Annotated in this window: 19 protein-coding genes; 9 read left to right on the top strand and 10 right to left on the bottom strand. The window is 57.9% G+C overall.

Annotated elements, in window-relative coordinates; all coding sequences use genetic code 11:
• Nucleotides 1-16: 16 nt before the first annotated feature.
• The 5 genes from FGZ14_RS21310 to FGZ14_RS21290 all read right to left on the bottom strand — a co-directional run bounded on the left by FGZ14_RS21310 (nt 17) and on the right by FGZ14_RS21290 (nt 5,795).
• Complete coding sequence (locus tag FGZ14_RS21310) at nt 17-688, bottom strand: hypothetical protein (RefSeq protein WP_139926409.1); 672 nt, start codon at nt 686-688, stop codon at nt 17-19.
• Nucleotides 689-811: 123 nt separating this feature from the next.
• A complete protein-coding gene (locus tag FGZ14_RS21305) occupies nt 812-2,377 on the bottom strand; it encodes a hypothetical protein (protein ID WP_139926407.1) in 1,566 nt (521 codons plus the stop codon).
• A 6-nt stretch (nt 2,378-2,383) separates the two neighbouring features.
• The gene (locus FGZ14_RS21300) at nt 2,384-5,011 is read right to left on the bottom strand and encodes a VirB4 family type IV secretion system protein (RefSeq protein ID WP_139926405.1); all 2,628 of its coding nucleotides are present in this window, start codon (nt 5,009-5,011) and stop codon (nt 2,384-2,386) included.
• Complete coding sequence (locus tag FGZ14_RS21295; protein WP_139926404.1) at nt 4,971-5,294, bottom strand: hypothetical protein; 324 nt, start codon at nt 5,292-5,294, stop codon at nt 4,971-4,973. The genes FGZ14_RS21300 and FGZ14_RS21295 overlap by 41 nt, the downstream gene beginning before the upstream one ends.
• A 60-nt stretch (nt 5,295-5,354) precedes the next feature.
• A complete protein-coding gene (locus FGZ14_RS21290) occupies nt 5,355-5,795 on the bottom strand; it encodes a hypothetical protein (RefSeq protein WP_139926402.1) in 441 nt (146 codons plus the stop codon).
• Nucleotides 5,796-6,363: 568 nt separating this feature from the next.
• On the opposite strand from FGZ14_RS21290, the gene FGZ14_RS21285 reads away from it, so the two are divergent.
• The 6 genes from FGZ14_RS21285 (at nt 6,364) to FGZ14_RS21260 (ending at nt 15,738) form a co-directional block, all read left to right on the top strand.
• A complete protein-coding gene (locus FGZ14_RS21285) occupies nt 6,364-11,439 on the top strand; it encodes a toprim domain-containing protein (RefSeq protein WP_139926400.1) in 5,076 nt (1,691 codons plus the stop codon).
• A gap of 68 nt (nt 11,440-11,507) precedes the next feature.
• A complete protein-coding gene (locus tag FGZ14_RS21280) occupies nt 11,508-11,753 on the top strand; it encodes a hypothetical protein (RefSeq protein WP_139926397.1) in 246 nt (81 codons plus the stop codon).
• A 106-nt stretch (nt 11,754-11,859) separates the two neighbouring features.
• A complete protein-coding gene (gene topA / locus FGZ14_RS21275) occupies nt 11,860-14,235 on the top strand; it encodes a type I DNA topoisomerase (RefSeq protein ID WP_180754646.1) in 2,376 nt (791 codons plus the stop codon).
• Nucleotides 14,236-14,383: 148 nt separating this feature from the next.
• Complete coding sequence (locus tag FGZ14_RS21270) at nt 14,384-14,740, top strand: hypothetical protein (protein WP_139926394.1); 357 nt, start codon at nt 14,384-14,386, stop codon at nt 14,738-14,740.
• Between the two features lie 17 nt (nt 14,741-14,757).
• On the top strand, nt 14,758-15,204 hold the full coding sequence (locus FGZ14_RS21265) for a hypothetical protein (RefSeq protein WP_139926392.1): 447 nt from the start codon (nt 14,758-14,760) through the stop codon (nt 15,202-15,204).
• Between the two features lie 243 nt (nt 15,205-15,447).
• On the top strand, nt 15,448-15,738 hold the full coding sequence (locus tag FGZ14_RS21260) for a hypothetical protein (RefSeq protein WP_139926390.1): 291 nt from the start codon (nt 15,448-15,450) through the stop codon (nt 15,736-15,738).
• 143 nt (nt 15,739-15,881) lie between these two features.
• Here FGZ14_RS21260 and FGZ14_RS21255 read toward each other — a convergent pair whose 3' ends face one another.
• The 5 genes from FGZ14_RS21255 to FGZ14_RS21235 form a co-directional block, all read right to left on the bottom strand.
• On the bottom strand, nt 15,882-17,048 hold the full coding sequence (locus tag FGZ14_RS21255; RefSeq protein ID WP_139926388.1) for a hypothetical protein: 1,167 nt from the start codon (nt 17,046-17,048) through the stop codon (nt 15,882-15,884).
• 35 nt (nt 17,049-17,083) lie between these two features.
• Nucleotides 17,084-18,535, bottom strand: a complete 1,452-nt coding sequence (locus FGZ14_RS21250) for a M20/M25/M40 family metallo-hydrolase (RefSeq protein WP_139926386.1) — start codon at nt 18,533-18,535, stop codon at nt 17,084-17,086.
• Nucleotides 18,536-18,564: 29 nt separating this feature from the next.
• Nucleotides 18,565-18,981 carry a carboxypeptidase-like regulatory domain-containing protein gene (locus FGZ14_RS21245; protein ID WP_139926384.1) on the bottom strand — a complete coding sequence of 139 codons (417 nt, stop codon included), beginning with the start codon at nt 18,979-18,981 and terminating at the stop codon, nt 18,565-18,567.
• A gap of 10 nt (nt 18,982-18,991) precedes the next feature.
• On the bottom strand, nt 18,992-19,594 hold the full coding sequence (locus FGZ14_RS21240; protein WP_139926382.1) for a hypothetical protein: 603 nt from the start codon (nt 19,592-19,594) through the stop codon (nt 18,992-18,994).
• 175 nt (nt 19,595-19,769) lie between these two features.
• Nucleotides 19,770-22,493 (bottom strand): carboxypeptidase-like regulatory domain-containing protein, encoded by a 2,724-nt coding sequence (locus FGZ14_RS21235; RefSeq protein WP_139926381.1) that lies wholly within the window; start codon nt 22,491-22,493, stop codon nt 19,770-19,772.
• A 620-nt stretch (nt 22,494-23,113) separates the two neighbouring features.
• On the opposite strand from FGZ14_RS21235, the gene FGZ14_RS21230 reads away from it, so the two are divergent.
• The 3 genes from FGZ14_RS21230 to FGZ14_RS21220 all read left to right on the top strand — a co-directional run bounded on the left by FGZ14_RS21230 (nt 23,114) and on the right by FGZ14_RS21220 (nt 25,754).
• Nucleotides 23,114-23,419 carry a hypothetical protein gene (locus FGZ14_RS21230; RefSeq protein WP_139926379.1) on the top strand — a complete coding sequence of 102 codons (306 nt, stop codon included), beginning with the start codon at nt 23,114-23,116 and terminating at the stop codon, nt 23,417-23,419.
• Nucleotides 23,420-23,582: 163 nt separating this feature from the next.
• Nucleotides 23,583-25,220 carry a ParB/RepB/Spo0J family partition protein gene (locus FGZ14_RS21225; RefSeq protein WP_139926377.1) on the top strand — a complete coding sequence of 546 codons (1,638 nt, stop codon included), beginning with the start codon at nt 23,583-23,585 and terminating at the stop codon, nt 25,218-25,220.
• A 177-nt stretch (nt 25,221-25,397) separates the two neighbouring features.
• Nucleotides 25,398-25,754 carry a hypothetical protein gene (locus FGZ14_RS21220; RefSeq protein ID WP_139926375.1) on the top strand — a complete coding sequence of 119 codons (357 nt, stop codon included), beginning with the start codon at nt 25,398-25,400 and terminating at the stop codon, nt 25,752-25,754.
• The last annotated feature ends 26 nt before the right edge of the window (nt 25,755-25,780 follow it).

The raw sequence follows: 25,780 nt of genomic DNA, 5'->3' as shown, positions 1-25,780 counted from the left end.
CTGGTGGAGTAGTAGGTTATTGCGCGGCCTCTTTCTGGGCGGCTTCAGCTTCGGCTTTGGCTTGTTCAAGCTGGGCTTGATCCCGGTCCTCCTGCGCCTTCAGCACTCGTTTTTCCTTCTCGGAAGCCTCCGGATTGTAGGGGATGTAATCAAAGCGGGTAATCATCAGCCCGAAGGGGTTGAAATTGCTTCGGTGCGTATTGGTCAGCTCGAAGCTCATACCCATCGGGAGGGACTTGCTTTGACGGTCCCCGATAAAGGCCTTTTGGCGGATATAGAGCCGCCCCTTTACTGGCAGCGTCTGCGTATCGAGGATGATGCTATCCACGGTGGTTGTGGTGCGCGCTCCGAACTTGATGTAGTTGTCGAGTACCGCGCCCTTTTTGAAGCCGTCGTACAAGCGCCGGCCGCCCATATCATCAATCAGGGGAAGGGCCGTGTTCAGGTTGTTTTTGAACGTGTACTGGTCGTGCCCAAACATATTCATGGCGAATGTGCGGACCAGGTTGCGCATTTCGTACTCCGTATGATCTTCCGGCGAGTTGGCCAGGGCCATCTGCGTTGTGCCCCCGTTGCCAACCACGTACACGCGTTGGCCGACGATGCCGTAAGCATGAAATACCAGGGCGCCGGATATAACGGCCGTCACAATGGCCAGCCCAACGGCGGCCAGTGCGATGATCCTCATGGAGGAGTAAGTTTGATTTAAGTCTTTGAGAGTATCCATTTCGCGTGTTTGTTGGGGAACCTGAGGTGTTTTCTTCCCGACTGCCCAGGAGCCCGATTGAGAATGTTGAGTAAGTGAACTGGCTTAAAATGAGCCTCCGGAACCACCCCGGCCGAGGCCGGGCGCAAACAGAGTAGGAGGTTGAGGCTTGCCGCTGTCCGAGCCGTTGGTTACATCCGTGGCACCGGTGCCGGCATCGGAGCCGCCCGAGTAGCGCGGATCATTGGAGGAGGGAGAAGCTACCGAGGGCAATGCCGCCTGTGCTGAAGCTGCGGCCGCGCCGGCAGCTGCACCAACCTGGCCCGTACCTGGGGCCACCCCACGCAGGGAACCGCTGCTACCTAAGTTGACCATGTGGTTAGGAGCGCCTGGATTGGAAGGGGCTGCCCCGCCCCATGAGCCGCTAGATCCGCCCGCCGAGGAGGCCGGAGCACCCAGCGCCGCAATAGGGGGAGAGTAGGAAGCATTGGCGTAGCTGCTCATCGGACGGGCCATGCCGTTCGAGGCTCCCGCTCCGGGCATCATCGGAGCCATTGCCGTTGACATGCCGCCCGCGCCTCCGGCCCCACCGCCAGCCGCGCCGCCGCCACCGCCGCCGAATCCGCCCATGGTAGCAAAGGCTGCCCCACTGCTGCGAATATCATTGGCCATTGCGCCGGCCATGTTGGAAACGCCAGCACCAGCGGCGTTAATAGCCCCGCCTGCTGCCTTACCGGCACCCATTGCTGCTCTGGAGGCAACAAGGCCAGCTGCTGCCCCAACAAAGCTTTGGGCCGCTGAGGAGCCTACAATGAGCGAAGTCATGTAGGGCACCATCAGGTACATGATGATGAAGATTATGCAGGCTACCTGGTACTGGCCATCCGAGGCGTACTGGGCGAAATATTGATCTACGGTCGTTATTTTGGAAGCTGCCAGCGCCGCCATAGCCGCAGAATACTGCGCGAAAAGCTTGTTGATGATTGCGAACGTGACCGTCCACAGGTTGACACTCAGATAGGACTGAAACCACGACTTCATTAACCCTCCGAAGCCTGGCAGCATCGAGAGGGTAAATGCTATTGGCCCGACCACGAACAGGAAGCCTGCCAGGAAGGCCTGAATGAATAACATGCAGACCTGAACCAGCTGGGCTATTGTACCCGTTGCCAGCTCCAGCAGCCATTGCCGAAACGAAAAGCCACTGATTGACCCGGCTATAGAGGCAATCTTATCGGCCAGCCCGGAAATTACCGAAGGCTGATCCTGGGTTCCGTTGGCTACGGTAGTGGGGTTGGGCGGAGTCGTAGACCCAGGCGGCTTAGGCTTTAAGTTCTCCAGTGTGGAGTAGGCCTGTGCCTGTGCCCCGTTACCCGTTACTGCCCGCGAGATCCAGTAAATTGAATCACCGACCTTAGGCATAATTGTCCGGTAGGAAAGCAAAAAGCCGGCGATTAACAGAATCTTGAATAAGGGGGCCAGGTCAATCTGCAAAGACTGGCCGCTGAGATACCCCCGGCCAATTGTCGTAACCAGCGTAATTGTCATCATGATGGGCACCACTGAGGATACCAGCAGCACGATTACATTGCGGGTCATGTCATAAGCAGCTTGGGAAATCTGAACGTTCAGGTCCCCGCCGATGCCCGAAAGAAGTAGGGTAAGGAGCATAGCAGATTATTTTGAGGTAGAGGAAACGAACTCATCCACCGCGAAATCAAGCCGCATCTCAACGATAGTTGAGTATTCGGGCAGCCCGTCCGGACCCAGCTTGGGGCGGCCTCGCTCATCGAGCACAGCAACCGGGCGGTTGCGCTGGTAATGCTGCACGAGCTTGTTAAGCAGGTTGCGCTCAGAAGGACGGGAGCTAAGAATGGCGTTAAGCTGAGGAGCCGCCTCCAACGTGTAGATCTTGGCCAGTGGGCCTTGCTTGATGAGGAACTGACGCCAGCCGTCTCCGGACTGAATCGAGCGAATCAGGCTCATTTCGTGCGAGGTGAAGCCCAAGGGTTTTTCCAGACGCTCCAAGCTGGCCTCGTTGGTATGCCGCAGAATGATTTTGGTAGCCGAGTTATCAATCAGGGTGTAGCCAATCGGGGATTCCACGATTTCCTTGATGCCCTGCGTGATGATGCCGATAGAGCCGTTTGTTTTCCGGATCGTGCGGTACATATTCTCGATGAAGTCCTGCATTGCTCCCGAAAGCATGCTCCAGGCTTCGTCCATGAGGATGTACTTAATATCCTGGGGAAACTTGCGGAACAGGTCCAGCGCCAGTTCTGTGATCAGCATCGCTACCACGGGGTAAAGGGTAGGGTCAGACTTCACCCGGGCCATATCGAAGCAGATAAGGCGGTAGTCGGACAGGTCCACATCAAAGCGGGCATTGAGCACGCGGGCGTAGCGGCCCCCTTCCACGTATTCGCCTAGTACCAGAAAGAATTCATCCATCTGGATATAGGCTGAGTCTTTCCGGTATTGCTCCCGCTGGGCCTGCAGCTGCGGGTCCTGTTTTCCCTCCTCAGTCTGCGTGCTAGTCATGCGGTTGTGCAGACTTTCCACATGCCGGTAAAAGCTTTGCATACCGGGGAAATCCTCATCGTGGTGCCCCAGCTTGTCGCTCTTGTTCAGGGTAGAATAGTAGTCCTGCAGGAAGCGTGAAAGAATGGTGCGCTCCGATTTGCTCAGGCCGCTATCCTTGCCCGACTTCCAGAGCGAAGCCAGCAGGGCCAGATGGAAGTTCAGCTTCTCATCCGTGTACTCCCACTTGTTATCCTTGTGACGAGTCAGCAGGAAGGGATTGAACTCAATCGGGTTGGCCGGATCGTACTCGAAATACGTGCGGTCAAAGTCCGGCCCGTTCAACGACTGGCACACGTTGCGGTAGGAACCGCCCACGTCGATAATGATTTGCCGGGCGCCATTCTCGAAACGCTGAGCAATGAAGTTGCCCATAGTATAGCTCTTACCGCTACCCGAAGGCCCGATAGTTAGGCTGTTCTGGTTGTCCTGGGACACGTCGAACAGGTTTATTCTGATCAGGTTGCGGAAACGGTCACAGATATACTCACCCGTGCGGGCTGAACGATAGGTAGTGGTCCAGTGCACGTAGCAGGCCGCGCGGTCCGTGGTGGTTGGTAACCACCGGTCCGGCACCTGGTAGCCGTTGCAGGGCAGGGAGGCAAAGAAGATAGGCAGCGTGAGGAAGTTTTCAACAGCTGCCTCTGAGTCAAACATCGAGCGCATTGCCGCAGCAGCCTTCTCGACGTTTTCCTTACGCAGCGCATCCTGGGTTTCCCAGGTCAGCAGGCTGACGTGGAGCTTACAGAGCTGCTTGCCTTCAGCGCGTACTTCGGCCGAAAAGGCATCAATTTCCGCTACGCGTAGGTGATTGTCCTGCGTCGCCAGCTTCGAGAGAGACTTATTGATCGTCTTATCCCGGTCCAGCGTTTCCAGCTCCGCTTTGGTATCGACAATCTGAACGGATTGCGTCAGAATGTGAGGGATGGCCAGGAAGTGGGTGAGCGGGTATAACATGGGCGAGGTCACGCCATAGTTGTTGCGCACACAGGGAAACATTTGCTGGCCCTGACCCGTCAGGCTGACGCAGGAAACCTTTTGCTCCCCGACGGCCAGCGTGCCGACCTCGTTGTAAAGCTCCCGCTCATAGTGCTGAGGCTGGCGGTCAAAGTCCAGGTTGAGGAACTGCAGGTACAGGCCCCGGATCTGGTTTTCATCCAGACGCTCCAGTGAAATATCCGGCACACCGCGCATCGCCTGCACAAACTCTTGCGTGTACTGGTCAGCCAGCGCCAAGGTCTGCGTAATTGACTCGAAAGGATTATCCGGCAGCTTCTGGTCAACATTGTTGATCAGGGCATTCAGGGCTGATACAGCACGGGGAGGCTTCTGCTTCTTGGCGTTGGGGCCGGCCGACTTCAGCGAAATAGGGGCGAAGCTCAGAAACAGATAGGGGGCATGAAACAGCACCATGCGGTTGCCGAAATACTGACCCATCCGGTTGCTGAAGTACTGGCCTGGAGCCGGAGGATGCACATAGGGCCGATCATAATACACATCGGTTTTCTGCACGACGGTACCGGGCGGCAGCACCTTCAGCGCCGATTGAAATGCCGCGTGGCAGGCCGAATACTGATCCGGGTCCCACAACTCCATTTCAACCGGATTTAGCTTGAATGCTACACCCACCCGCCCGTCTTTCAGGACGAGCTTATGATTGTCGTAGAGATAGACTGGGTGAGCATCACTTAGCCCGCCCGCCTTTACCTTTTTGTTTTTGAACATGCTGAATGCCTATGGTCAGGCGTTTAGGTTGGCGTAGATGGTAGCTGACATAGCCCATCAGGAAGCCGGGGGGACGGTGCTTATTGAGGTACCGCAGGGCGAAAAAGAGGCCCACCGCCGTACCAATCAGGAGCAGGTAAACAAGCGGGTTGATGCTCATGCCCATCGAGAGAAGGGCCAGCAGCATACCGCCACCGATTACGAGGCCAAAAACAAGGCCCAAGCTCTGGATATCCATTCCGAGAACTTGGGCCGGCCTTTCAATGCTTTTGTAGGAGCGCATCGAACGTGCTATGAAGAAAGAATAGAGCAGGGCGGCGCAAGTGCCGCCCTACTGAGTTCATTATTCCACGTTACCGCCACCACCGCTGTTACCGGTGTTGCCCACGATTTGAGATTTGAGGGAGTTGAAGCCCCAGAACAGGAGAACCCCGCCAGCCAACCACATCATGGAGGTCATAGCGTCGGGTTCGCCACCGATGAATTTCTTGGCGGTCTTAACCAGGCCAATCATCAGGAACACGGCGAAAATGCCCTGAGCGATGAGCAGTACCGTGGCCTTGAACGAGGTCAGCGTTGAGCTAACACCGCCCTGAGCCTGGGCCTGACCCATAAAGCCGCCCATAATCATCAGGGTGCCATAGATGCGCTTGTCCCACTTGCTCATGTTATGAGTCTGGTGGTGGGCCTTGTGGAAGGCTACAGTTGCCTCAGCGGCAACCGTCTCGGAGGCACCCTTTGCCCGGGCCCAGCCTTGCGAGATTTTGCTTAGAACAGTGTTCATGGTAATTGGGAAAAAGGTGAAAAAGTGAAAAATGGGGTAAAGGGAAAAAGTGAAAAAAAAGGGGACTGTGATGGAGGCTAGGCCTCCGGTAAAGGCTGCTTCTTCAGTTGCTGCCACTGCTTCCACTTGGCCTGCTGTGCCTGGTACTCTGCGTACTTGTCAGCCTGGTTGGTCTTGTGGGGTGGTACAGCTGGCTCTAAGCGGTAGGTAGTGCGGGGTAAGGAGTCGTGATTCTTACCGGGCTGTGGGGGGGTAAGAGCGGCCAACCGCTTGTCTAATTCGCGTTTATGGGCGGCCCGCTGCATCCGGTTCCACACGACATACACCAGAATACCCATTCCGGAGAGCCACGCTGCAAGAACTAGATAAGTGATGGGGTTCACGGCGTCAACGCGATTAAATATGATTGCTATTCGCTGCCAAAGATGCGAAAAAACCTTAGAAAAAAAGTCTTTGTGCAATTTTTTCTAATCGCACATTGCAATCAGAACTAATTGCATGGTGAAGGCCTGCGCTTTGCGTAGTATTGTCTATCTAATGTCCATTTTCCTATTTTTCCCAACTGCCCATGAACACTCCTACCGGAGGCCGTGCACGGCCGAATGACGATTCCGAACTGGATCGTTTCAAAGACCAAATACCCATTGTGCCGCTGGCGACCAGCCGCTACGGCTACGATGTAACTGACCAGGCCCGCAACGGCTCCTGGCACAAGCTGGAAAAAGCGGGTGAGGTGCTGATTGTCAGCAAAAAGGAGGGCCGGGATATATTCATGAATGCCGGCGACACGAAAGACAGCGGCTCCGTTGTAGACTTCGTGAAAACCCGCGACGGGCTGAACCTGGGCCAGGTACGCCAGCAGCTGCGGCAGTACCTGGGCGAAGGTGGACCGGAACAGGACCGGCAGTTATTATCCCAGCGGCCGGAACCTTCGCGCACACGCCAGCCTGAGCGAGGGCCGGAAGCCACCCTGCCCGATGATCCACGGGAGCGGCGGGAGGAACTGTTGAAGCGCACGCTAGGCGTGCAGCCGGCCCTGACGGACCGCAGCTACCTAAAGGAACGGGGCCTGAGCGACGATACGATAAATGCGCCTGCCTTTCAGGGAAGGGTGTTTACTGGCCAGAATGGACCGCATAAAAACACGGTTTTCCCGCTGATAAACGAGAATGGCTACTCCTCCTACGAGGAGCGTAACCATAACTTCAAATCGCAGATGCCGGGCCCGCGGGATGGAATCTGGGTCAGCCATCCAACCCAGGGCAAAGGAACGGCGGTGGAGCGTATTGTAGTCGGAGAAAGCCCCATCGACGCCATGAGCAAATACCAGATGGAGCAGCCGGGCGGCTCGGGGCCGAACACGATGTATATGAGCAGCAGCGGCACTATGTCGCAGCGGCAGGTGGAGCTGATGCAGAAGGTTATTGACCGCCAGCAGCCGCAGAACGTGGTATTGGCCAATGACAATGATGCTGCTGGGGTACGCTTCAACCTCAATTATCTGAATGATTTTCGGGCTCCTCGTCCTAATGTAGCCCTGGAAGGTGCTGAAACGCCGGAGCAGCAACGCGGCAACGTGACCTGGCGGGCCACCCGTGCCGGCGACTATCACACCGACCTGAAAATTACGTTTGAAACGGAGCGCCAGCGGGAGGGGCGCACGGCAGTTGCCGGCCTGCAGGAAAAGGTAGAAGGCTGGCAAAAGCAGGGGGGCGAACAAGCCGCATCCCTGGAAGTAGTCCGAATGGGCAGCGACCAGACCGTGGCCCGCGTTACGGTAACCAATGACCAGCTTCCCCAGCTACGGGGGCTAGTACAGGAGCTGCAGACCCAGCGCGAGGCGGCAATGCCCGAAGCCCAACGCACTCCTCCCGGCTTTTTTGCCTGGGAAGCAGCTCGCAGTAAGGACTACAATCAGGACTTAACAGATCAGCTGACGGAACAACGCCTGCAGCGGGCGCGGGAGCAGGCCGGATTTGATAAGGCCCCCGTCGTGGCCCCCGTGGTGCAACAGCCAGTAGGCCGGGAGCCGACGCAGATCCAGGTGGGTGTATCACCCATCGAGCGGCCGATTTCCCTGGAGATAGTCGAGCAGAACCAGCGCCAGCGAGGCGGCGGGGCAGCTGGGCAGATTGAGCAGGATCTTCAGAAGGCAGGCCTGCGCGTTACGGGTCAGCAGCAGGAAGTGAATGAGGCCAGCGGAGTTCGGACAACCCAGCTTCAGGCGCAGTACCTGGTTACGGACCCCGAGCCGAGCCGTCGCGCTATCAGCACGCAACTGGAAATAATCAGCCGGGCGCCGGGCGTGACGCTGATCGAATCAGAAGCCCACGCCCAGGAGCGCCGGCAGCTTACTAATCCCCCGGCTTTAAAGCCATTGGAGTTGCCGGAACGGCAGCTAGCGGAAAGCAAAAGCCAGTTTAGCGCCGTTACCAAGGAACTAGGTATCAGTCTGGATCAACAGGGTAATGCCTTGCAGGCTGCCCGCATGGCAGATCTCAGCCGGAACGTACTAGAGCGCAATATTCTGCCAATACGAGGCGTAGACCGGGATAATTTGAACGGTGCACTGGCGCTGGCCGAGAAGATTCCGGCCCTGCAGGAGAAGGGACAGCCTGGCCCCTTGGTGCTGGCAGTGCAGCAGGCAGATAAAAGCCTGCATGAGAAGTTCCAAACGGTCCAGGAGCTAGGCGGTATTGGTGGCCAGCGGGCGGCGCTGGTCGTACTGGATGAGAAGGGAACCGGAGAAAACCGGGCCGTGCAGTTGTGGAAGGATTTGAAAGCCGAAGGAGCTGGCGTTGGTAACATCGTGCAGCGCGAGGCCGTGCCGGGGCTGATGGAACGCAGGCTTGAATTCAGGTACGACGCAACCCCTGGGCCCACGGTGGCCGGAGTGGAAGCCGTATTGAAAGCAGCGGAGCGTAGTCCCGGAATTATGGTCGAGGAGCCCGCGCAGGCCCGGCAGGTGCGGCAGGTGGCAGCTGACACCTTTAACCGGGAGCAGCAGGCATCCGGGCGAGAAGTAAATTCCTTGCGCAGTGCCTATCCGGCCAGCAGTCCGGAGTGGGTAACGTATGCTGTTACCAGCACAGCCCCGCCCGCGAGTGCAGAGCTGAAGGAGCAAACCGAGGCCCTGAAGAAAACAGGTGCCATGGTCGTTCCCCTTGCTGGCCAGGCGCAGAATGAGCAGACGCAGTTGGTGAGCTTCAACCTGAAAGACCCCCGGTTGGGAGCCATCAGCGAAGCCACGCGCCAGATGAGTGAAAATGGCGGCAACCGGTTTGATATTGAGCGCCGGGTAGCCGTGGGAGAAGTTGGCGGGTGGGCAGCGGGTCTGGTTCGCCTGACTGAGGCCCAGGACGCAGCTACGCGCACGCCTCAGATCCTCGACGATTTACGGGCTAACGGCGTGTTGATTCAGGACAGCCGGCGTGCAGAAGCGCCAAGCGGCTTTGTCCGGGAGGAGGTTCGCATTGCCTATCAGATTGAACAGAACCCGGTGGGAGTCGCATCAGTGCTCGATGCGCTGAAGCGCAGCCCAGGGGTAGAGGTAGTGGAAGAAGCCCGGCAGCAGCAGGCGCGAGAGCAACTGGCGGCCACGGAACGGGAACGGCAGCTGCGGCTGCAGGCCCAGGAGGAAGCCCGGCAGGCGGAGGCCCGCCGTATCCAGGCCGAGCAGGAGCAGCAGCGCCAGCAGGCCGAGCGGGAACGGCAAAACAATACGCCGGAGGCTCAGCGGGCACGCGAACAGGAGGACCGGATGCTTGGAAACGCCATTCTGGCTGCTGCCGCCCGTGAGCAGATGCAGCCGGCAGGAGGACAGCAAAAAGCCCCCGCCTTTGATCAGGCTACGGAGCAACAGCGTACCCCGGCAACGGAGCACCCCTACCGGTATGCTGAAGTGAACATGGCCGCTAATGGCCAGAATGAAGATAAGCTCCGCCTGATGCGCCGCGAGTTTGAGCAGGCAGGGGCTTCCGTTACCGCTATTGAGCCTCATCGGGACTTGGCCGGGCGCGACCAGTTACGGGTAATGGTGGGCTACCGCATTGACCAGCCCGAATTACCCCAGATCCAGGAGCAGCTGAAAGCCGCCCAGCAGTCGGACAGCGTGCTTTATAAAGAGAGAATGGGCCAGGGTATCGAGCGTAGCATGGAGCTGGACCGCCGCCAGCGGGAACCAGGCGTAGGGCTGAACTTTGGCCCCGACGCAGGCCGCTCCAACGACCCGGCCCGCGAGCCCGCGTTTGGCGGTCAGCAGATGGCAGCAGCCGGCAATCAGCAGCAGCAGTCCAAGGACTACTACCCCGCGGAAGGCTGGAAAACGCAAGTGTTGCGGGAACGGCGCGATGATGAGTTGGCCCCGGTCGTACCGAAGCTGATTAACGTCGGTGCCCAGGTAGGCGGCACGTTACCGGATGGGACGGGCGGCCGGGAAATGGTAGTAAGCTTCCACCCAGCCGCCGTGAGACAGGATAAGGTGCTGGAGGTAATTGAAACCCATCAGGCGGCCCGGGAGGTACGAGGCCCGGAAGTAGCGGCCGCGCCCGCTCAGGCCGCTGAGCGCACTCCTGAAAGGGCGGTGGAGCCTGCACCCGTGCGGACCCCGGAACGGTCCGTAGAGGCCACGCCAGTCCAGCAGGCAGCAGTGGCCACGACGACGACCAACGTTAGTGAGCAGCCGTTTCGCACGGTGGGCGTGAGTGTGGTCGAGGAAGGCATGCAGCAGCGCGCCCAGCAGCTGCGCGAAGAACTACAAAAGCAAGGCGCAATTGTAGGCGACGTGCAGAAGAAGGCAGTAGGGGAGGACCTTAGCCGGAACACCTTTACCGCCTCCTATCCAGTAGGGCCGCAGAGCGTCGTTCTTGCCCAAACACTGGAGGCAGCCGGCCGTCAGCCGGGCGTTAGTCTGGAGGAGCCCCTAGCGCAGCAGCGGGAGCGGCAGCGCCTGTATAGCGGGGAAGTGCCTGCCATCAGTGGCACTACCGTAGCGCCCGCCGTAGGCTTCACGCAGGGGCCACCTCAGGGGCCGGGCCAGTGGCAGCAAGGCGTGGTGCTCGTGCGCGAAAGTGACGAGGAGCGCAGCCGCACGGCCAATCTGCGGGAGGCGCTGCAGAAGTCCGGAGCGCAGGTTGGCGCCGGGGGTGAGCGTAACGATGGCATCCCAGGCGGGGCCATTCGCTATTCCTACAACACCCAGCAGGATAATCTGGAAAAAGTGAACAAGGTCCTGGACAGCGCCGCCAAGAATGAAGGCATTGAAGTCAAGGAGCAGAGACCCCAGAAGCCCGGCCCGGAGCTGGAGCCCCGCGAGGGTAAGTTCAACCAGGCTATCATTTCCATTGACGACACGCCGGAAAAAGGCAAGGCCCGCGCTGAGAATATTGGTGGGGAGCTGAGCAAAGGAGGCGCAGTCGTTGGCGAGGCCAAGGTTGTCGGCAACCACGTCGAAATGCCGGTGAGCTACCACACGAAAACCCCAAATATCCAGCACATCAACGACACCTTGGACCGCGCCGCCAATAGCAGCGGAATCCAGGTGAAGGAGAACGGCGAGGACCGTGGGGCCCGGCTGCAGGGAGCACGGGAGGTAGCCCGGGAGACAGCCGGTTCCAGTGCCTCAATGGAGCGGGAACGAAGCTAAACCTTCGCCAGTCGCCTACCCGTACACCAAGCGTTCATACTCAGTTTTTCACTAACACTCTTTGACTTATGAATACTTACGAACTGCTTGTACTACTGGGCTGGGGGCTGCTGCTGGGAGGAATTCCCACTGCTGGATACTACTTGTTTCACTACGGACGAAAGCTGATGGAACGGCGGCGGGAGCTGCCATTCGATCCTTTCACCCGGCAGGAACGGGTGGCGCTGTGGTGGAAGGAAATTGAATTCCGACTCGGTTGCACCGCGCTGGCCTTCCTGGGCCTGATGCTGTGTAACTGGCTGGAAAAATCCTAACCAGGGGCAGGCTAACCGCAGCCCGGTGATGTAGAAGGCCGCTGGAGAGCCCATGGCATCCAGTGGCCTTTTTTTCGCCCAACTGCCCCTTTCAACAAAACTGAGCATGAACCTACTGATCGTTGAAAGCCCGAATAAAATCAAGAAGATAAGTGCCCTGTTGCCGGAAGGCTGGCACGTAGCGGCCAGCGTGGGCCACATTCGGGATCTGCCCCTGAAGGATCTGGGCATTGACCGCAGTAACAATTACCGCATGCAGTACCTGGTAAATGCGGATAAGGAGGACACCGTATCTAATCTGAAGGCTAAGGTGCGGCAGGTGGGAGCGCAGAACGTGTACCTGGCCACGGACCCGGACCGCGAAGGCGAGGCCATCAGCTACCATCTTTGTCAGGTGCTGGGTCTGGATGTGAAAACGACCAAGCGCGTCACCTTTCAGGAAATAACCGGCCCGGCCATTCTTGCCGCCGTTGCTCAGCCCCGAAAGCTCGATGTGGCTTTGGTAGCCGCACAGGAATGCCGCCGCGCAGTTGACCGCTTGGTAGGCTGGGAAATTTCCCCCTTGCTGACCCGCCACTTTCAAAGCAAGGGCTATTCGGCCGGCCGGGTGCAGAGCGTGGCAACGCGCCTCGTCGTGGAACGGGAGCGAACCATTCAGGCCTTTTCCGGCAAACGTACTTTCCCAGTTAGCGCCGCTTTCCGCACCGAAGCCGCCGAGCTATTGCCGGCACGGTGGGTGGGAGAGGCACCGCAAACCGAGGAGGAGGCCCGTGAGCTGTTGCTTCGCATCAGCAAGGCCCGCGATTTTGGCGTAATGAGCGTTGAGCAGCAGCCGGTATCAACCAGTCCCCCGGCCCCTTATTCCACCAGCAGCCTGCAGCAGGACGGGGTAAAGAAGTTGCGGCTAACCGTGCAGCAGGTATCGGACTTAGCGCAGAAGCTCTTTGAGGCCGGGCACATAACCTATATCCGGACGGACAGCGTGAATCTGAGCGACGAAGCCCGCCAGGAGGCCGCCGCCCAGATTGAGCAGCAGTACGGGGCAAAATATGCAGTGGGAGGGGGCGGGCGCACCTTCCGGGAGAAAGCAGGGAGCCAGGGTGCCCATGAAGCCATCCGGCCGACCCACTGGGACCAAACCAGCGCCGGCGACACCCGGGAGCAGCAGCAGCTGTACCAGCTCATTTATGCCCGTTCGCTGGCCTCCCAGATGAGTGATGCCCTCTATGATCAGACAACTATTCTGCTGGCAGCGGCCGTACCCGGCCCAGAGGGGCTGACCTTTCAGAGCAAGGCCCGGGTATTGCGATTTGACGGCTACCGCAAGGCCTACCAGGAAGCAGCGGAGGAAGTAGATGAAGATACTGCCTTGGCTGAAGGCGCTGAAGGCGCTGCCCTGCAGCATCCGGTTGTGGAAGGGGAGCGGGTTCAGCTTCGGCGGGTCCAGGCCGCGGGCCGCAGCCAGAAGCCGCCCCGGCGCTTTGATGAAGCAACATTGGTGGCCGAGCTGGAGCGCCTGCAGATTGGCCGGCCGAGCACCTATGCCAGCACCCTGCGCACCATCAATGCCCGCGAATACGTGGCCAGTGGATCGGTAGTAGGGAAGAAGGTCAGCACTAAGACCCTATTGTGGGAGGATGGCCAGCTACGGGAGCAAAGCCGCAGTGAAACGATAGGGGGTGATAAGAACAAGCTTCTGCCCACGGAAAGAGGTATTGGAGTGACGGATTTTCTGCTTCGCTATTTCACCCCGATTGTCAACCTGGATTTCACGGCCCAATGTGAGGCGGAATTTGATGAGGTAGCAGATGGTAAGCGCCGGTTTGCCGACGTGGTGCCGGCTTTCGATGGGCGCCTGACGGAGCTACGAAACACGGCAGAAATAGACTTGCCCCCGCCCCGCCGTGCCCACCAGGTAGGCCTGTGGCAAGAAAAGCCCATCACCAGCGGAGCAGGGGAGAAAGGCAGCTGGGTGCGCTATGATGAGAAGTTTTACGACCTGGGCGGGGCTGACCCGCTGACCCTTACGGTTGAGCAGGCCGTTGCCGCCATCCTGGCCGGCCGCTCACGGGAAAAGCGCAAGGTGGGCGTTTGGGAGAAAAAGCCGATTGAGGCCGGCATCAGCCGCAAGGAGCTGGTTTATCTGCTATGGAATGAGCGCTATTTTCAAGTAGCGGAGGAAGGGCAGCCCCAACCTGCGCTCGACTCGATAACTGCCCAGCAGGCGGAGGAAATTATTCGGGTGGCTCTGGAGCACGAGCAGGCCCAGGTAGTGCATCAGATAGATGCCAAATGGAGCGTGCGACTCAGCAAAAACCAGAAGCTGTATGTAACCAACGGGAAAGATTCCGCTCCTCTGGGAAAAGTAACAGAAGCCGAAGCGAAGGGTTGGGACCGTGCGGCGGCGCAGGCGCATATTAAGCAGTTCAAGAGCTACTTAGCTAAGAAGGATTCAGGTACTGCTACAAAAAAGACGAAGTAGAGTTCAAATAATGTTAATTGCAATAGAATTATGTCACGCTATTAAGTTGATTGGCACAATTCATGTACCTTGTCACGCAATTAAGTTTAGTGGCAAGGAGAAATCTATCTTTCACTTAACCGGACTGGCCACAGGCCTTCTCCAGCCCATGAACACCGCAATTTACGAGCAGCCCGAAGGATGGGAGCACCTGCAGCAGTGGTTTGACCGCACCGATGATCCATTGCGCCCCTGGAATGTATCCGCCATTAGCCGGCATGTTCAGCTGCCTCAGGCGGTTGTACGTGCTCTACTGAAGGGCCCAAAGGGTTCCGACGGCATGAGCCGAACGGCCTTCACCGTTGCCCGCCTGCGTATGTTTCAGCGCATGTTCCGTCGCTACCACTACCGGGTTTCCATTCAGGAAAAAATTGAAAGCGATAACTGCCGCGCACAGCTGCTGCCTCCAGGACCGCTACTTACGCCATACGCCTATTCAGGCAACCTAAGTCTAGCCAAACCTTAACGTATCAACCCTTCCCTATGAAACAGTTACTTCGTTCCCTATCCCTGCTCGCCCTCGGGGGAGCCATGTTGACCAGCTGCGGCGGCTCCGACAAGGAGGACCCCAAACCAGCCTTAACGGAGCATACTGTTAAACTCGTAGTGGAAGCGGATCAGCCCTTTACAACCCCCAGCACCACACCAACATTGCGCGCTGTTAGTTACGTTCTCCCAGGGCAGGCGTCCCAGGCAGTGGCTCCCACCGCGGGCACGCTCAAATGGGAGAAAGAATTTACTTCCGTTAAGGATATTAGCCTTCTGACGGTATCGGCGGAAAGCATGAGTGCAACCCGCATCAACCTGGCCATCTATGTCGATGGTGATTTTAAAGGTGCCAAAGTGAACAGCGCCCCCACAACTGGCCAGGATCAGCAGTATCGTACTGCCACCCTGCAGTGGAGCGAAAAGCTTGGCGTTATGCCGTAGGTTGCAGCACACCTGCCGAAAACATTACCCCGGCCCATTGGGTCGGGGTTTTTTGTTGCTAAATAGCAACTGCCTACTTTTGACGGTTACACCTCGCCCGCGCTGTATATGCGGGCCCCTATTCTTGCTGCACGCCCTACTTGCGCCCTCTACGCCTTACTCTACCACCAGATGCCTAAGTCCGCCCCAGAATACCCGGAACAGATAGTACCTAAGGACCCGGCAAACCGCACTTTCGCGGAAATGATAGACTCCAAAAAGGCCTCTGTTCGCATGATTGAGGATCGGCTTGGCATGACTTACCGCACGTACCTGAAACGGCGCCAGATGCCCTCCGATTTAAGCCTAGCGGAGATTTACCGGTTGGCCGAGTGGATGGCGGAGCCCGTCGAGCGCATAGCCAAAGAGCTTATGTCGCACACGCTTAAAGATGATTCAGTGCTGGGGCCGGGCATCAAGCGCCATCCGGACGGAATAGACCGGACCAAAAAGAAAGGGCAGGAGCCCCAGGCAGAAGCTCCTGCCAACGGCTAGAATCATCCGGAATGCTAAGGGGCAGCCTATTACAAAAACCACGAAACAGGACCGGGTTTGCAAGGGTATAAAAGCAAAAGCACCGACCACGAGCGGCAGTAGTGCCGGCCCGGTCGGTGCTTTTACATTATAGCCTAAAAGCTCTATTTCGCGCTTTTCGTCGTAGTTACTGCCGGTCCCGAGGACTGGGGAAGCCAAGGGGTAACTCCGGGCAGCTTGTTAATGTACTGCCAGGATTCCTGTGGGCTGCTGAAGGTCTGATACAGGCCGCTGTAGCCAAGCACGGTACCTACTTTGCCAATCATGATCTTAGCTTGGGCATCGCCTTTGTAAGCGCGCATCACCGGGTTGGTTACCTGGCTGCTGGGACTAGGATTGGGAGCCAGATCGCTTTCCTGGGCGAAGTACACAACTGGCACGTTTTGGCGCAGGCCTTTCTGGTAAGCTTCTTCGGTTTCAACCACCTCAATCAGCGACTTGCTGAGTACTCCCCCGCTTTTAAATAGCCAGATGGGTTGCACTATCTCAGACATGAAGGCATTGCCCTCAGCATCCTCATAGCGGGTCGAGCTTAGCACCATGCCGGTAAAGATGAAACGGGCACTAAGGATGCTGTTGCGGGCCTGAATAATTTCCTCCGGAGTTAAGGGGTCCTGCAGGCTGCTGGCCGGCGAAGTTGGCACCCCAATCCAGTCCTCACGCCCATCCATGAAGGCAAACGGCTTTTGGTAGCGAGCGAACTTCACTTCCGGCAGGTTGAGCTTACTCAGCTTGCTTAGGTGCTGATAGAGGCTGGTAGTTGATTCAAACTCCCGACCCAGGCCGTAGATGCGCGTTGGCTCCGAACTGCCGGAAGTAAGGAACTGAATGCTGGGCGTCAGGCCGGGGCCTGTGTGGGCCGGACTCAGGCGCGCGCGGTTGCTGGTAGCAAACGGAGTAGGGTTTTTGGGCAGGCGGGCCGGGGCACAGAAATACATGAAAGCATCCATGTTGTAGGTGTATTTCCGGTGGCCGAACAAGTGGGCCGGGCCAACGCCGGTGTGGGGTGAGGGCACATCCTGGACAAGCTCAATAGTGCCATTTTTCACGCTGTCACCACGCAGCACATGCAGCACCAGCACGGCCGTAGAGATATAGGCTTTCTGGGTAGCTTCATTGTAGAACAGCTCCGAGTGCAGCGGGCGGCCCAGAACAACCACCGGAGCGGTTTTGACCAGGCGAGAGGCTACGGAATCCGGAAAGGCCGACACCTGGGCCAGGGCCGGTATTTGGCTGAGCAGCGTCAGCAGAACTAGTAGTATGGTTTTCATGGAGAAGTCAGGATAGGTCCTAGGGACGGGGGAGGTTAACGAGCGGCCTTCAGCAGCCCATGGTAGAAGCCAAAGCACTGCTGGTAGCTTTCCACGCTGAGGCTTTCGTTAAGCCCGTGGAGGCCCGCAGGATTGGTCATAGGAGAGAACTTGTATATGCGAGAGGTGAGGGGCTGAAAGTGGCGAGAGTCCGACAGGGCCACGAACAGGAAGGGAGTGGGTATTACATCCTGGATCTGCAGGCGGATCTGCTGCTCGATGAGCTGATACCCCGTAGCATTGGTTGGCGCGGCTGGTGATGGCTCCGATACCGTGCCTACCGGCTTTACCGTAACCCGCTGGTCAGGCAAGAGCGCCTGCACTTGCCGTACCGCCTCAGCGGAGCTGGTTCCCGGCAGCAGACGCAGGTTTACCGTGGCCTTGGCAGAAGTCGGCACCACGTTGTCTTTCACGCCTGCCTGCAGGATGGTTGGTACCAGCGTAGTGCGAACGGCCGCCGCGCCGCTGGCGGTTTTGGTGTAGGTGCTCAGAATCAGGGGGCGCAGCAGCCAGGCATTAGCGAAGGCCAGACGTTGCACGAACGGCAGGCGAGGGCCGATATGGGCGGCAAATTCATCCATGGACGGCGTGAACGAGGCCGGAAAGTTCTGCTTGCGCAAAGCCACTACGGCTTGTGCAATCAGGTCCGTGGCGGTTTCAGCTTCCGGTATCGAGGAATGGCCGCCCGCTACTTCAGCAGTCAGCTCCAGAGACAGATAGCCTTTTTCCGCCGTGCCGATCAGCGCCACGGGGGTTCCTTTCAGGCCGGGCACCCGGTCCGTAGTGACAAACCCGCCTTCATCCAGCACGAATTCCGGCTTGATACCGCGCTGCTGCAGCAACCGGGCCACCTGTTGGGCTCCCTGCTGGCCCCCGACTTCCTCATCATGGCCAAAGACAAAGTACACCGTCCGGGAAGGCTGAAACCCTGCTAGAAGCAGCTGTTCAGCCGCTTCTAGCAGGGCCGTAACATTGGCCTTGTTATCTACGGCTCCCCGGCCCCAGATCCGGTCCTGATGCACCTCCCCGGCCCACGGGTCATGTTCCCACTTAGCGGCGGTGCTTTCTTCCACCGGTACCACATCATAGTGCGCCATCAGCACGATAGGGGCCGCCTGAGCATCTTGGCCGGGCCAGGAGTAGAGTAGCGTGTACTGGTTGACAACTTCTCGCTTCAGCTGGGCGTGCACGCGGGGATAAGCCCGCTGCAGGAATCGGTGGAAGCCAAGGAACTGTGCCGAGTCGGGCGCCGCGCCCTGCTCCAGGGAAACTGTCCGGTACCGGATGGCCTGCCGGAAGTGGCTCAGGGCGCTATCCGGCAGGTTAAGTGGGCGGAGCGGTCCCACGGCCGGCGCAGCAGGCGGCGAGAATCGCAGGGTATTGAACACGAGCACGGCCCCGAGAAGGGCCGTGCAAGCAAGTAGGAACAGCAGCGATTTACGAAGCATATAGCTGGGTAAAAGGGTTATAGATCAGGTTACTCGTTTTCCGGACGGTTCATGCGCCGGTACAGAACCCGCATTTTGCGCGTCCGATGGAAGCCAGGTTCCGGCTGCAAGACTACATCAAGTTCATTAACCTTGCGGAAAGCTATTTCCTGCGACACGTAGCCGGCAAAGGATACGGCCAGCGTGCCTCCCGTGCGGGGCACCTCCAACAAGTAGCGTCCCCGACCATTGGTAATACACATTTTAGAGATCAGGCCCCCCGCAAACTTCACGGTGACGCCCGCCAGCGGATTATTCATTTCATCGAGGATGGTACCGGCTATGGTTTCTTTAGCAGGGTAAGCCAAAGAGTCGGGTCCCATTGCAGGGGCATTTTGGCCCACGGCCGGCCCAAGAAGGGCAAAGAAACCGGTGGCGGAGAGCAGGAGCAGAGCTGGCGCTTTCATGGGTCGCTGCTTACGGAGTGCTATTTTGACCTGCCAGCTGCGGGGTAGCAGCCTGTTCCGGGCTGCTTTCTACCAGAGGAGCGGCCAGTTGCACCGGCCGGGCCGGAGTCGCATCAATAGGCGGATCTTGGTGAATCACCAGAATAACGGGGAAGGGCCCTTTTTTGCCCGTATACAGCGTTACCGAGTAGTTGGGCCCAGTGTACCGTTCTCCCTGACATTCCAGGCAAGTAACGGGGGTAGCCTCGAACTTCAGGCGCTTCAGTTCCTTGCGGATAGGCTCAATGTTGCGGTTGGAAGTAGTCTTAAACAGTACGTCCACTGACCCGCCCGGCATTGGGCGCAAGCTGACCCAAGAGGTCGGCGTTTCCGTTTCGGTATCGTAATCGTAGTCGGTGGCGTTAGCCGTCCAATACGTTTCTTCCGTCTGGTTGACGTGGCCACGGTAGGCCCACTCTGGAGGGAACAGGGCCGCCGTCATTTTCTGCAGTGGCAAGCCCGCGGGCAAAGCACTTAATTTAAGAAGCTGATCCAGGCTCAGCGTCTGGGCAGCGGCCGGACCGGCGAGGAAAGCGGCCAGTACCGCTGCAAAGAGGATGCGAAGGTTTTTCATGGAAAAAGCGAGCGTAAAGTATGAAGGGGCATTCGGGGGTAGAAGGGCCAGAATTAGGTAAGGCCTGATACTATGGCACTTACCGGAAAGAAACTGCGTGATTTGGTTGGCTATAAAGCCAAAGGGCCCCTGGCGTTCCGATGAGGGAAGTCCAGGAGCCCGCTGGTTTACTCGATTACTTAATGTCGAACAGGAGTCCGCCGTAGACTAAGCGGCCCACCTGTGGACCACCGTACACCTGAATATTGGTGGCATTGGTCAGGTTCGACCCACCGATCTGCAGCGTGGTATGCAGCTTCGGCAACACATAGCCCACCTGAGCGTCGAGGCTGGAGTAGCTTTTCAGCTGGCCAGCGGCGAAGGGAGACTCAAACAAGTGGCCCTGGGCCCAGCGGTAGTTCACTGAGTAGTTGAAAACCTTCTTCAGCTCCCCATACGCGCCAATGTTGTACTTGTGCTTGGGCGTGTTGTAATAGGTCTGGAAGCTTTCCGGCAGGTTATCATCATGCAGCACATTAAGGGTATAGTTACCCGTCAGGCTGAATGCTTTCAGAGCCGTGTAGGTCAGGCCAACGGTGCTACCTGAGGCTTTAACTTCCTGGTTGGCGTTGGCCTGCACCTGAATTACGCGGGTTGTGCCCGACTGGAACGGACGCGCACTGGTAGCAGCAGCAGCCATTTGAGGAACCGTGGGCTTAGAACCGTCTACATTGGAAATCACGCGGATCTGACCAATAAAGTCATTGTAGCGCGAGTTGTAGTAGTTCACATCCAATACCAGGTTCGGCAGCAGAAGGCCTTTATAGCCCAGTTCCCAGGTCGATACACGCTCTGGCTTCAGGCGCTCGGCGTTGACGGCGTAGGCGTCCAGCTCTTGCTGAGCCGTTGCCGGATTACGCAGGATGCGGCCGAGTTGAGAAGCGGCCGCCGTAGAGTAGCCGGAGAAGCCATTGCTAATGTTGCCGAGCAGCAGAACCCGGGCCAGATCCAACGACAGGTATTGTCCTTGCTGCGTGGGGCTGCGGTAGGCCTGGTTGTAGCTGGCGCGGAAGTTATGCGTCTGGGCCTGGTCGAGCGAATACACGGCTGAGGCACGAGGCGAGAATACCGGCTTAAAGTTCTTGCTATCATCCATGCGGCCTGCAGCCGTGAGCTTCAGACGATTGCGCAGTAGCTCTTTCGAGATTTGAGCGTAGCCCCCATACTCGTAGTTCACCAGACGCTTGCCATCCCGGTCACTGAACAACAGTCCGTCGGAACCCAGGCGATACTGCCGGTAGGCGCCGCCCACAATCAGATTTACCGCCTTTAGCTTGAAGTCATACTGGCCCGAAATATCATTCAGCAGAGAGCTGGGGTTGATGCGCGAACCGATGCCGGGGGTAGCATCCGAAATCACCTTCTTGCGGGTTTGCTCAAAGCCTGGGGTGCCGGGTACCAACTGGAAGGGGTTGGCAGCTCCCTGAGCGGCCGCTTCAGCGCCGGCCGTATTGCCGGGGTTACGGGCCAGGAAGGTGTTGTAGGCAACAGCATACGCCTGGAAATACTGCTGGGCATAGGTAGCGCCGGCCGCGCTGTTCGGATCAACCGACGTTTGCATAAATGCCCCCGTGAATGGCAGATCGTAGGAGTTGGCGCCGAAGTCCTGAGTCTGATAAGCCCGCAGATACCAATTGTCGCTTTTCAACTCCGCACGCCATTGGTTGGTAGCGAAATCCTTGAAGCGGTAGCGGTTGGTAAACTGGTAAGCCGTCGTGCCCGAGGCCCGCTTGAATTCGATCATGGCCTTGATCTTATCCGTCACTAGGTAATGCACGGAAGGAACAATGCGGTAAAGCTTGGCCTTGTAATCGTTGTCAATCAGCTCGCGTTCCGTCCAGCCGGGCATGAAAACCGTCTTGCCGGCCAGAGCGCCACCCGTGGCACCGAACGTATTGCCTACGTCCCCATAGCGGTTTACTGCATCGTAGCCAAGGCCTGAGCCCGCTGGGTTGTTGCCGGCCGCGTAGGATTCCCCCAGGGCATCGTAATTGTTGGCAATCCAGTCATTGGCGCTGGCATAGCTGCCACTCACCTTGAAGGCGAACTTACGGCCGATCCGCTGGGCATACCGCAGCTGGCCATCCAAGTAGTCACGGTTGCCGCCGCGCAGGCGAACGGACAGGCCTTCATACTCAAAAGGCGACTTGGAGTTGGTCAGTACCACGCCGTTAAAGGCATTGGCACCGTACAGGGCCGAGCTAGGCCCGTGCAGCACTTCTACGGAAGCAATATCCAGCTCCGGAAGGCCCAGCGCGTTACCAGCGTTGATGTTCAGGGAAGGAGACTGGGTATCCATCAGGTCCACCAGTTGCACCAGACGCTCAGAGGTAGCACCGCCGAAGCCACGCGTACTCAGGCTGGCCATAAACATGCCGCTGGTTGTCACGTCCACGCCCTTCTGCCGGGCAAGGCTGGTAATCAGGTCCGGCTGGGTTAGACGCGAAAGCTGCAGGGTATTCACCTTGTCCACTGTCACAGGAGCCCGCAGAATGTTTTCCTCCACGCGGGAGGCCGATACTACCACTTCATTGATCTGGGCGGCCGAGGGCTGCAGGATAATGGAGAGGGGACGAACCGTATTGGTGAGGGTATCCGTCGAGGTAAGGTACCCCACGAAGGATACGGAAAGAGGGGCTGGAATCAGATTGGCCGGAACCATCAGCCGGAATGTGCCGGCCGAGTTGGTAGTAGAGCCAATGTAGGTGCCTTTCACAAACACCGTTGCGCCGGGTAATGGCTCACCGGCATCGGTCTGAACCGTGCCGTAGTATTCGACGGGAGCCGCTTGCTGAGCATAGGAAGCGATGGGAGCACTCAGCACAAGACCCAGCGTGCATAATTGGAGAAATGGGCGCATACTTTTCGTTTGAGGAATGGAAACAGGGTTTAGAGTGGCAGATAAGTGTGGTGGTAGGGAGAGCAGGGCGGAATCAAACTATCAGGTGGGCAGCTACTCATCGGGCGGCTGCAGCCAGGGCCGGCCCGGCAGGTGCAACTGCCAGCCGAGTTGCCGGCCGGGGATGATGTGGCGCTGGGGCGGGGTGCCATCGGCGCTTTCCATCCAGACCAGCACCGACCCGTTGCGGCCTCGGTACCAGGTGCCCTCCGCCGTTAGGCAAGGGAGAACCCGGCTACCGCGAAGTCGCGGCTCAGAGAGCAGGAAGGCTCGGTAAACCAGATGCCGGATTATTACCATGTTGGGCAAAGATAGAAAGTCGGATTGAATGCAATTAATTCTAATCGCGTTTCATCGGGCGGTTGGGGCTGAAAGATGCTGCTAGTTACGAGGGTTTGCGTATAAATAGCAACAAAAAACCTCATTTTATTATTTATGGTGGCCCTTTGCAATTATTTTAAGGATTTGTATAATCTCTTGAATAGTCCTTAACTAATCTTTGTTGAATGCTGTTAAATTGGAACATGGTCCGCTCGATTGCGTATAAAAGACAACAACGTAAACCCTTTTATTGCCTACTTATGGGAGCTACTGACATTGCCCTGAGCGGCCCCGGCACCTCGATGTATGATGCCTACCAGCGGTTGCATGAACAATCCAAGCAGCAGGACGGCGAGGATGCTTACAGTGGAGGCTTCAACACCATCTGCCATTACAATGACCTGACCGACGAATGGCGCAACAGTGGGCGGGAGGCCAGCGAGTACCTGGAAGATGAGGAACGGATGGAGAGGCTGGATTCGCGGGAGGTAAATGCCGTCTGTCTGCGGCCCCCGACCAGCCAGCGCGAAGGCGAGTATCTGTTTGTCGGCTGGGCCGCAGAATAGGAGGCAGAAAAGCCCGGCACTTGGGAAGGTGGCCGGGCTTTTTTGTGGGCTGGCATCAGGAAGTAAAATACCCTGAAAAAGGCGATTCTGTAACTCTGAGGGGGTTTAATGCGTATAAAAGACAACAACGCAAGCTAACCTTTCACCCCTTTTTTGTAGTCGTATGAGTTCTACAACTGTTTCCGTACTGCCCCAAGTTGATGCCGAGGTTGAATTGAAATCCATTCCCCTTACGGCCATCTATGTTGCCGATAATTACCGGAGCGCGATAAATCCGGTAGGGCTGGAGTCACTGGCCGAAAGCATCCGGACCGGAGGCCTGATTCAACCCGTTGCCGTGCGGCCCTTGGAGGAGCCTTTCGATGGCTTTTCTTACGCTCTGATTGCCGGTTTTCGCCGCCATGCCGCCCATGAGCTGGCCCAGCTGCCTACGATTCTAGCCACCATCCGGCACATGAGCGCCCAGCAAGCTGAAATTTACAGGTTGGTTGAGAACATCCAGCGCGAGAACCCTCACCCTGCCGATGAGGCCGTAGCCGTGGGTAAATTGTCCCAGCAGGGAATGAATACGGACGAAATTGCGGCCTACTTAGGCCAGAGTGCCCGTTGGGTAACCCAGCGCCGCGCCATCAGCGAACTGCTGCCGGAGTGGCTGACGGACCTGCGGCAGGACAAGCTGACGCTCGGCGGGGCCGAGGAACTGAGCCGCTGGCCTGAATCGGTACAGGTGCGGTGCCTGAGCCACCGTTCTCAGTACCTAGTAAACGAGCAGTCAGTAAAGAATTGGGTTAGCCGGGAAAAGCAGGTACTTGCCAGTGCCCCTTGGGCGTTGGAGGACGCGGCTTTGTACCCTGCTGCCGGAGCTTGCACCAGCTGCCCCAAGCGCAGCAGCTGTAGCGTAGTGCTGTTTGCAGAGCTGGCCGAGCAGGGCAAAGATACCTGCCTCGACAGCGGCTGCTGGAACAAGAAAATGGAGCTTCGCATCGAGCAGGTGCTATCCGAGCAGAAAGAGTTGGAAGGGGATAAGCCCGTAGTGCGGCTGACGACCAAATATTGGGAGGCTCCCGCTGGGGCGCTGAAACCGGAGAAGTACGAGGTAACTAAAAAGAAGAAGGGAACCGTAGTCGGGGTGTACGTAGATGGGGCCAACGCCGGGAAAGTGGTGCGGGTGCAGCTTACGGAAGTTACGGCCAAAGCCATTGAGCAAGGAAAGGTAGAGCTGACCCAAGGCGAGAAGAACCGGGATACGCGCCAGAAGCGCCTACTTAAGGAGGCCGGAAAACGGGTGCTGGCTGATCGGTGCTACCACGCCCTCCAGCAGTTCAGCGATGAGGCCAAAGCCGCCCGTTTGCGGGTTTTAGGCCTAGTTGTAGCTGAAAGCCTGATGCGCGGACGCAACCTCGATACGCTGACGCTGGCCGAGCTTTCCCGTACATGGGGCTGGGAGGAAGTAGGCAAAAACGGGCCTGAACTGAAAGGACGCACTTATAAAGATTGGGTAGTAGAGCAGGTGCTATCGGTGGCCCCCAGCGAGGCCATGCTTACCCAGCTGCTGCTGTTTTCCGTCACCCACCGCGACTTAGCCAACGAGTGGACGGACTATCAACAGAATGCCGCTGGCTTGGTAGCCGACCCGCAGGTGAAAGAAGGCCTGACCGAAGCGGCGCAGGAACTGTTTGAGTCGGAGTACGACCCGCGCACCCTGCGTGCCCGAAAGCTGCCGATGGGCCATGAAACCCAGCTTACGCCGGAAGTGGCACCCGACGAGGTGGAACTAGCATCCAGCGCCCAAGCCGCCTAAGTTGCCCTTACCTGCATCACCGGGGCCGCGCAGATCAGATTCTGATTTTGCGCGGCCCCTTTTGTTGCGATTAAATTTAGTTGCATAGGTCTTAACTTTGCCCTACTTTCAACAACGGAAAGTCGTTGCAATTGACAATAAACAGCAACAACGCTAGTCTTTTTCCCCCAACTGCCCATGAATGAGAACTTGTCGGCTGTGCTGGAGCGAATCCAGCAGCAGGTAGAGCAACGTGCCCCCCAGGGCAGTAGCCCCGCGCTTACTCAGGAATGGAGCCAGTTGCTGCAGCAGCTGCTAGTGGAAGCCCTGCCGGGCCTTCTGGAGAGTGCGCCTTCGCTGGTGCTCGCTGCCCCACCCACTTCGCCCCAGGCCTTAGCTGGTCTGGCCCGGGCGGTGCGGCGCTGGGATGAGCACACCGGCTTTCTGCCTTGCCCGCCCAATATGCTCTACCTGGTTTCCATGCTGAAACAGGAAGGGTTTGCCTTGCAATACCAGCCGCAGGCAGAGGCCCTAGCTCCTGCCCAGGCCGCATAACCCCTTCTCGATACTACCTCTTACTC

It is taken from the genome of Hymenobacter sp. DG01 (assembly GCF_006352025.1).
In the GTDB taxonomy this organism is placed as follows: Bacteria; Bacteroidota; Bacteroidia; order Cytophagales; family Hymenobacteraceae; genus Hymenobacter.
Note: the sequence above shows the minus strand (reverse complement) of the source record. Positions and strands in the feature narration are given on the sequence as shown.

Coding starts and splice junctions, on each gene's coding strand:
- FGZ14_RS21295 (WP_139926404.1), bottom strand. CDS start 5,294: ATGCGCTCCTACAAAAGCATTGAAAGGCCGGCCCAAGTTCTCGGAATG.
- FGZ14_RS21240 (WP_139926382.1), bottom strand. CDS start 19,594: ATGAAAAACCTTCGCATCCTCTTTGCAGCGGTACTGGCCGCTTTCCTC.
- FGZ14_RS21280 (WP_139926397.1), top strand. CDS start 11,508: ATGAATACTTACGAACTGCTTGTACTACTGGGCTGGGGGCTGCTGCTG.
- FGZ14_RS21230 (WP_139926379.1), top strand. CDS start 23,114: ATGGGAGCTACTGACATTGCCCTGAGCGGCCCCGGCACCTCGATGTAT.
- FGZ14_RS21250 (WP_139926386.1), bottom strand. CDS start 18,535: ATGCTTCGTAAATCGCTGCTGTTCCTACTTGCTTGCACGGCCCTTCTC.
- FGZ14_RS21285 (WP_139926400.1), top strand. CDS start 6,364: ATGAACACTCCTACCGGAGGCCGTGCACGGCCGAATGACGATTCCGAA.
- FGZ14_RS21305 (WP_139926407.1), bottom strand. CDS start 2,377: ATGCTCCTTACCCTACTTCTTTCGGGCATCGGCGGGGACCTGAACGTT.
- FGZ14_RS21290 (WP_139926402.1), bottom strand. CDS start 5,795: ATGAACACTGTTCTAAGCAAAATCTCGCAAGGCTGGGCCCGGGCAAAG.
- FGZ14_RS21255 (WP_139926388.1), bottom strand. CDS start 17,048: ATGAAAACCATACTACTAGTTCTGCTGACGCTGCTCAGCCAAATACCG.
- FGZ14_RS21310 (WP_139926409.1), bottom strand. CDS start 688: ATGAGGATCATCGCACTGGCCGCCGTTGGGCTGGCCATTGTGACGGCC.
- FGZ14_RS21300 (WP_139926405.1), bottom strand. CDS start 5,011: ATGTTCAAAAACAAAAAGGTAAAGGCGGGCGGGCTAAGTGATGCTCAC.
- topA (WP_180754646.1), top strand. CDS start 11,860: ATGAACCTACTGATCGTTGAAAGCCCGAATAAAATCAAGAAGATAAGT.
- FGZ14_RS21245 (WP_139926384.1), bottom strand. CDS start 18,981: ATGAAAGCGCCAGCTCTGCTCCTGCTCTCCGCCACCGGTTTCTTTGCC.
- FGZ14_RS21220 (WP_139926375.1), top strand. CDS start 25,398: ATGAATGAGAACTTGTCGGCTGTGCTGGAGCGAATCCAGCAGCAGGTA.
- FGZ14_RS21225 (WP_139926377.1), top strand. CDS start 23,583: ATGAGTTCTACAACTGTTTCCGTACTGCCCCAAGTTGATGCCGAGGTT.
- FGZ14_RS21270 (WP_139926394.1), top strand. CDS start 14,384: ATGAACACCGCAATTTACGAGCAGCCCGAAGGATGGGAGCACCTGCAG.
- FGZ14_RS21260 (WP_139926390.1), top strand. CDS start 15,448: ATGATAGACTCCAAAAAGGCCTCTGTTCGCATGATTGAGGATCGGCTT.
- FGZ14_RS21235 (WP_139926381.1), bottom strand. CDS start 22,493: ATGCGCCCATTTCTCCAATTATGCACGCTGGGTCTTGTGCTGAGTGCT.
- FGZ14_RS21265 (WP_139926392.1), top strand. CDS start 14,758: ATGAAACAGTTACTTCGTTCCCTATCCCTGCTCGCCCTCGGGGGAGCC.